Source organism: Chromatiales bacterium 21-64-14, assembly GCA_002255365.1.
GTDB lineage: Bacteria > Pseudomonadota > Gammaproteobacteria > 21-64-14 > 21-64-14 > 21-64-14.
On sequence record NCBI01000080.1, the window covers coordinates 1 to 5,691 of the forward strand.

The following is a 5,691-nucleotide window of genomic DNA, read 5'->3' on the forward strand; positions in this document are numbered from 1 at the left end:
CGCAGGGCGGCCGGGGCCCAAAAGCTTGTCGCGTTGGCGAGTCGATTTTGGGGACTGGGATGTCCCAAAATCTTTCACGAGGTAGCGACACTCCTGCCGCGCTGTCGGCCGCCGGCATCGCGTCGGGCACGGTGCACTCGGTCTGGATCGACACGAACCAGCGTCCGGCCTCCAGCGCCACGGTGAGGTTCTTCGGCGTTCCCTCGATGGCACGGCTGTTGCGATAGCGGACCCAGCCGATCTTGGGCAGGAAGACCCGGCTGTTGGCCTGGTCGACTTTGAACTGCTTCGGGTCCGGGTAGCGGAAACTGTCGCGACGGCCGCGCTTCTTGAAGCGGGGAAAGGCGGCGCGGCCCGCGAAGAAGTTGGTGTAGGCCCGGCCCAAATCCTTGAGTGCCTGCTGGAGCGGGTGGATCGGGGCACGAGCCAGAAACGCGGTGTCTGGCTCGTGCCGCCACAGGGTGAGGTCTTTGCACAGCGCCGCATACCCCGCGTGTTTTTCGTCGCGTTCATGCCGGGCCTTTTGCTCGGCCAGGGCGCGATTAAACACCAGTCGACAGCACCCGGACACGCGCCGGAAGGCGCTGGCCTGACCGCGTTTGGGCTGGAGTTCGAACTTGTATGCCTGGAGCCGTTGCATGGCCTGTATTATAGTTAATTTATGCCAGAAAAAACAGAAATACGGCACGGTCGCCACTGTGTATTTAACCTGCACGTCCACTTGGTCTTTGTGACCAAGTACCGCCGGCATGTATTCACCAAGGCGATTCTTGCTGATATGCAGAGCATCTTTGCCAAGGTCTGCACTGACTTCGAAGCGGAGCTAATCGAGTTCGACGGCGAAGACGACCATGTTCACCTGCTGGTGTCCTATCGGCCGAAGGTGGCGGTGGCAAAGCTGGTGAACAGCCTCAAGGGCGTTTCCAGTCGGCTGCTGCGCAAACAGCGCCCGGAACTGGTTCGGCGTTACTGGAAGGGTGTGCTGTGGTCCCCCTCCTACTTTGCCGGGTCCTGCGGTGGGGCGCCCATCGAGATCGTCCGGCAGTACATCGAGCAGCAGCAGACACCCCATTAACCGGCGGGACCGGTCCCCGTCAAGCGCGCAGCGTCGCGGATTCGAGCGCGGTCTTGAGCAGTCCGAGTTGGGCCGGCAGGCACTTGGAATCAAGATCGTAGTTCTCGACCACCGTGCGGCGTGCATGCTCGCGCAGTTGGGTGTAGGTGGCGGGATCCTTTAGGGCGGAGACGATCTTGCCGGCGATCGCCTCGGGCGAGAAGAAGTCCACAAGCAGGCCGTTACGATTCTCCTCGATCACCTCCATGACTGGCGGCGTGCGCGAGCCGATGACCAGGCAGCCGCACGCCATCGCTTCCAGCATCGACCAGGACAGCACGAACGGGAACGTAAGATACACGTGTGCGCTTGAAACCTGCAGTGCCGTCAGCAGGGTTGGATACGGGACTTTCCCCAGGAAATGTACCCGCTCGCGATCGAGCGTATCCCCGAGCTCCGCAAGCATCTGCTGCTTGTAGGTTTGTCCGTTTGGAGGTTGCGGCCCATAGCTCGTCTCGTCGCCGCCGATGATTACCGCCTGGGCGCGGGGGTGCTCCTCAAGAACGGCGGGCAGGCTGCGCATGAAGCTGGGGAACCCGCGATAGGGTTCGAGATTGCGCGCCACGTAGGTTACCACCTCGTCCGCCGGGGTCAACTCGTGACCGTTTGGCAGTTTCAGGCGCGCGCCGGCGTTGGGAACGGCCACACGGGTATTGATCCCTTCGTGCACGATGTGCAACTTCGGGTGGTAGAGGGCCGGGTAGAGCGAATGCTGCCAGCGGGTCGGGCATTGACCGAGATCCGCGCTATCCAGTGCCAGCAGATTCCCGAGGTTCTTGGTGCGAATCCGCGGGGCGGTGTCGAAGAGCGCCGGGTCGTTGGGATCGAACCCGACGTCCGCTCCGTGAGAGCGGTAGAAAAACTCAAAATAGCCGATCAGAGGGGTGGTGGGGAATATATCCTTCAGATACCAGATCTCGCCCCACCCGTTGTGACCGAGCATTACATCGGGGACGAATCCCGACGCCTTGAGGTCCACCGCCGCCCGCGCCACTTGCTGGGCATTGATCACCGCCGCCTCGGTCTCGCGCAGATAGTGATGTACGTGAGGCGTAATCGCGCGGTGGGGTCGGTAGATGATCTTACGCACTCCGGGCAGCGCGCCGTCCTTGCGCTGCGTGATGAAAACGACCTCGTTTCCGGCCTGCGCCCCCAAGTAGCGGGCCAAATGCAGGTACTGGCCGGGGAAGGTCTGATGGACGAACAGTACTTTCATACGGGGTGAATCCGGTATAGGGGAACCCGTTGTTTATGTGCACGATCACGGGAAATGGTTTGTGCGACGCGCCCCCATATTTGTAGCTGAACGAACATGGGAAAATGACGCATTCATCACTACGTTTATAGATTCCGCACTACGTCGCTTGTTAGTTGGCCGGCGCTCTGATACAAAACAAAGCAAATAACCGTCCGGTTCATACGGTAGTCATCCATTCGAATTACGATATTTCACCGTTCACCGAGCGGAACCGGCGCAAAGCGTATACGTATATAGGGAGGACGATCTCCGGTCCTCGGGGAAGAACGAACCCGGAGACCGCTGCATCCCGCCGATCTCCGCGTGTGGATTCGCCTCCATCGTATGGTCTACCCGCCACAGCTGCGGAGGAAGCGGAGTGAGCCGGGGGCCACAAGGCCCAGCAGCACAGAGCGATCTGATCATCGCATACGCTATTTTTCATAACAACAACACGACGGCAACTTGAGCTCTACGACTGTGGGACTACCGTCAGAACTTACCTCTGCACGGAGCGGGGACAAAGGGGTGGGCGCCTGCTCGGGCGCAACCATCGCGGGTATCGCCGCGAGCGATCTGGTCTGGGCGCTGGGTAGTTTTTGCGCCCTGCACCGCAAGCCGTTCGATGCGGAACTGTTGATCCGCCAGTTTCCACCCCCCTATTCATCCGATTCCCTGATCCACGCGGCCCGGGCGTTGGGCTTTCGCATCAAACGCATGGATGGTGACGCACACGCTGCGACCTGTTTGAGCCTCCCCTGCTTGGTCCTGCTCCAGGAGATGCCCCAGGAAGCCTCCGATCCGCAGCCCGAGGCGCCGGCCATCGGCGTTCGTCCCGCCATCGTGATTCAGAAACACGATGACCGGATTGTGTTGTTCGAGGCCGGCACCAACGTCCCAGCCGCACTGGACCCGGATGTGTTCGCCCAGCGTTACACGGGCGTGGCCTTTCAGTTGGCCCCGGAGGCGAGCCCGGTCCACGATCCGGATGCCGTTGCGGCCACCCGCCGGGAGTTCGGCTTTCGGTGGTTCGTTCCGGAGCTGCTCAAGCACCGCAAGGTCTGGCGCGACGTTCTGACCGCCTCCCTCGTCATCCAACTGCTGGCGCTCAGCGTGCCGCTGTTCACCCAGGTGGTGATCGACAAGGTCATTGTGCACCGCACGGTCGACACCCTGGTCGTGATCGGGGTCGGTTTGGTGGTGGTGAATCTGTTCACGGCGCTTCTGTCCTGGGTGCGTCAGTACCTTGTGCTGCACACCGGAAATCGCGTTGATGCGGTACTGGGTGCTGCGGTATTCGAACATTTGTTCAAGCTGCCGCCCCGTTACTTCGAACACCGGCCCACCGGGGTCATCACGGCTCGGCTGCGCGGTGTGGAAATGATCCGCGAGTTCGTCGCGAGTGCCGCCGTGACCTTGCTCCTCGACCTGCCGTTCCTGGCCGTGTTCGTCGCCCTCATGTTTTACTACAGTGTGTACCTGACGCTGATTACGTTGGCAATCGTCGGCGCCATCGCCGTGCTCAGCTTCATCATGGCACCGATCTTCCGCACGCGGCTCAACGAACAGTTTCTGCTGGCCGCCCGCAACCAGGCCTTTACCACGGAATACGTGGCAGGGCTCGAAACGGTCAAAAGTCTCCAGATGGAACCGCAGATCAAAGCCAAGTACGGGGACTATCTGGCCGAGTACTTGCGTTCCGGGTTCGACGTGCGCCAAATCGCCAACACCTACAACGTAGCGGCCAGCGCCCTGGAACAGACCATGACGCTCCTGATTTTGGTGATGGGGGCCTACATCGCCATGCGTCGGGTCGACTTCACCATCGGCATGCTGGTAGCCTTTCAGATGTTCGCCGCGCGCGTCTCCCAACCCGTGCTGCGCCTGGTCGGGCTCTGGCAGCAGTTCCAGCAGGCGCGGCTCTCGGTTGACCGCCTGGGCGATATCATGAACGCTCCGCCCGAGCCCTACGGCATCCTCCCGAACCGGGTGCGCGAGATGCGCGGCCGCATCGAGATCGAGGACTTGAGTTTCCGCTACGCGCAGGACCTCCCATTTCTCTACGAGCATCTGAATCTCACCGTCCAGCCCGGGCGGGTGGTGGCGATCATGGGGCCCTCCGGCTCCGGCAAGAGTACGCTCGCCAAACTCCTACAGGGGTTCTACCCGCCGAGCAGCGGCGCCATTCGACTGGACGCCTACGATATCCGACATCTGTCCGCGAATGAATTGCGCCACACCTTTGGTGTCGTGCCGCAGGAAACCATGCTGTTCTCGGGCACCATCTACGACAACCTGCTCATGGCCAACCCGCACGCGGGTTTCGAGGACATCGTTCGCGCCTGCAGAATGGCGGAAATCCACGAAGCGATCGAGCGCCTGCCGCGAGGCTACCAGACCGAGATCGGCGAGCGGGGTGCGGGGCTCTCCGGAGGTCAGAGGCAGCGCGTCGCCATCGCGCGGGCACTGCTGAAGGAGCCGAAGGTACTGATCTTCGATGAAGCCACCAGCAGCCTGGACGCCCGGACCGCGGAGCAGTTTGCCGCCACCGTCAACCAACTCCGCGGCAAGGCGACGATGCTCTTCATTGCCCACGCGCTGCCGAAGAACCTGCAGGTGGACGAGGTGGTGCGGATCGGGGCGAAGGACGTTCTGGTGTTCGAGAGCGCCCGTCCGGGGGCGGCGGATAAGGCGGACGCCAGCGACGCGCGCGGGTAACGGCGAGGGGCAACGGAGAGACCGATGACGCGCAATACATTCAAACGAGCCGGGCTGTTGGTGCTCCTCGCGGGGCTCGTGTCCTTTGCTCCGGCGGCGCGGTGCGACGTGGGAGATACGTGGCGTTCCTTTCTACAGTGGGTCTATGGGGATACGGCGCGCGAGAACCGGGTGACGACGAGGCTCGTGACGCTGCACCCGAAAGACGATATCTGGGGGCTGGCCTTCAGTCCGGACGGCCGGTATTTGGCTGCTTCTTCCCCAGGTAGCAGCATGATCTATGTGTGGGACTGGCGATCGCGGCGGATTGTGCGCTCGCTGAATGCCGGGTGGAGTCTGGGGGTGACGGTGCCTGTCACCTATAGCCCAGACGGGCGTTTCCTGGCCGCTTGTCACATACAGACCACGGAAGGTGGTCTGAACCACGTTGTAGTCAACGTCTGGAACGCCGAGTCCGGGGCTTTGGTTCATGACATCGTACGCTGCCCGCCAGGGAAGTGCGAAGCACGAGGCGGGTAGTCCGCGGTAGGCGTAGGGCGCGGGCGTGTCGCCGAAGTGGCGAAGGGAGCGGAAGGTCCCGAAGCCGCGAAGGGGACATGCGAGCGCATCCGAAACGCCGTCA

5 protein-coding genes are annotated in these 5,691 nt (G+C 62.1%); 3 read left to right on the forward strand and 2 right to left on the reverse strand.

Annotation, left to right across the window (positions count from 1 at the left end; all coding sequences use genetic code 11):
• A partial coding sequence (locus B7Z66_15780; GenBank protein ID OYV74626.1) for a hypothetical protein occupies window positions 1-640 on the reverse strand: 640 nt, incomplete at its 3' end.
• A 21-nt stretch (window positions 641-661) separates the two neighbouring features.
• Between B7Z66_15780 and B7Z66_15785 the strand changes: the two genes are divergently transcribed.
• A complete protein-coding gene (locus B7Z66_15785) occupies window positions 662-1,075 on the forward strand; it encodes an IS200/IS605 family transposase (GenBank protein OYV74627.1) in 414 nt (137 codons plus the stop codon).
• Between the two features lie 19 nt (window positions 1,076-1,094).
• Here B7Z66_15785 and B7Z66_15790 read toward each other — a convergent pair whose 3' ends face one another.
• Window positions 1,095-2,330 (reverse strand): glycosyl transferase family 1, encoded by a 1,236-nt coding sequence (locus B7Z66_15790; protein OYV74628.1) that lies wholly within the window; start codon window positions 2,328-2,330, stop codon window positions 1,095-1,097.
• Between the two features lie 549 nt (window positions 2,331-2,879).
• Here B7Z66_15790 and B7Z66_15795 point away from each other — a divergent pair.
• Both B7Z66_15795 and B7Z66_15800 read left to right on the forward strand, forming a co-directional pair.
• Complete coding sequence (locus tag B7Z66_15795) at window positions 2,880-5,069, forward strand: ABC transporter (protein OYV74629.1); 2,190 nt, start codon at window positions 2,880-2,882, stop codon at window positions 5,067-5,069.
• A gap of 24 nt (window positions 5,070-5,093) precedes the next feature.
• Window positions 5,094-5,588: a hypothetical protein gene (locus B7Z66_15800; protein ID OYV74630.1), complete on the forward strand. Its 495-nt coding sequence runs from the start codon at window positions 5,094-5,096 to the stop codon at window positions 5,586-5,588.
• The last annotated feature ends 103 nt before the right edge of the window (window positions 5,589-5,691 follow it).

Coding starts and splice junctions, on each gene's coding strand:
- B7Z66_15800 (OYV74630.1), top strand. CDS start 5,094: ATGACGCGCAATACATTCAAACGAGCCGGGCTGTTGGTGCTCCTCGCG.
- B7Z66_15790 (OYV74628.1), bottom strand. CDS start 2,330: ATGAAAGTACTGTTCGTCCATCAGACCTTCCCCGGCCAGTACCTGCAT.
- B7Z66_15785 (OYV74627.1), top strand. CDS start 662: ATGCCAGAAAAAACAGAAATACGGCACGGTCGCCACTGTGTATTTAAC.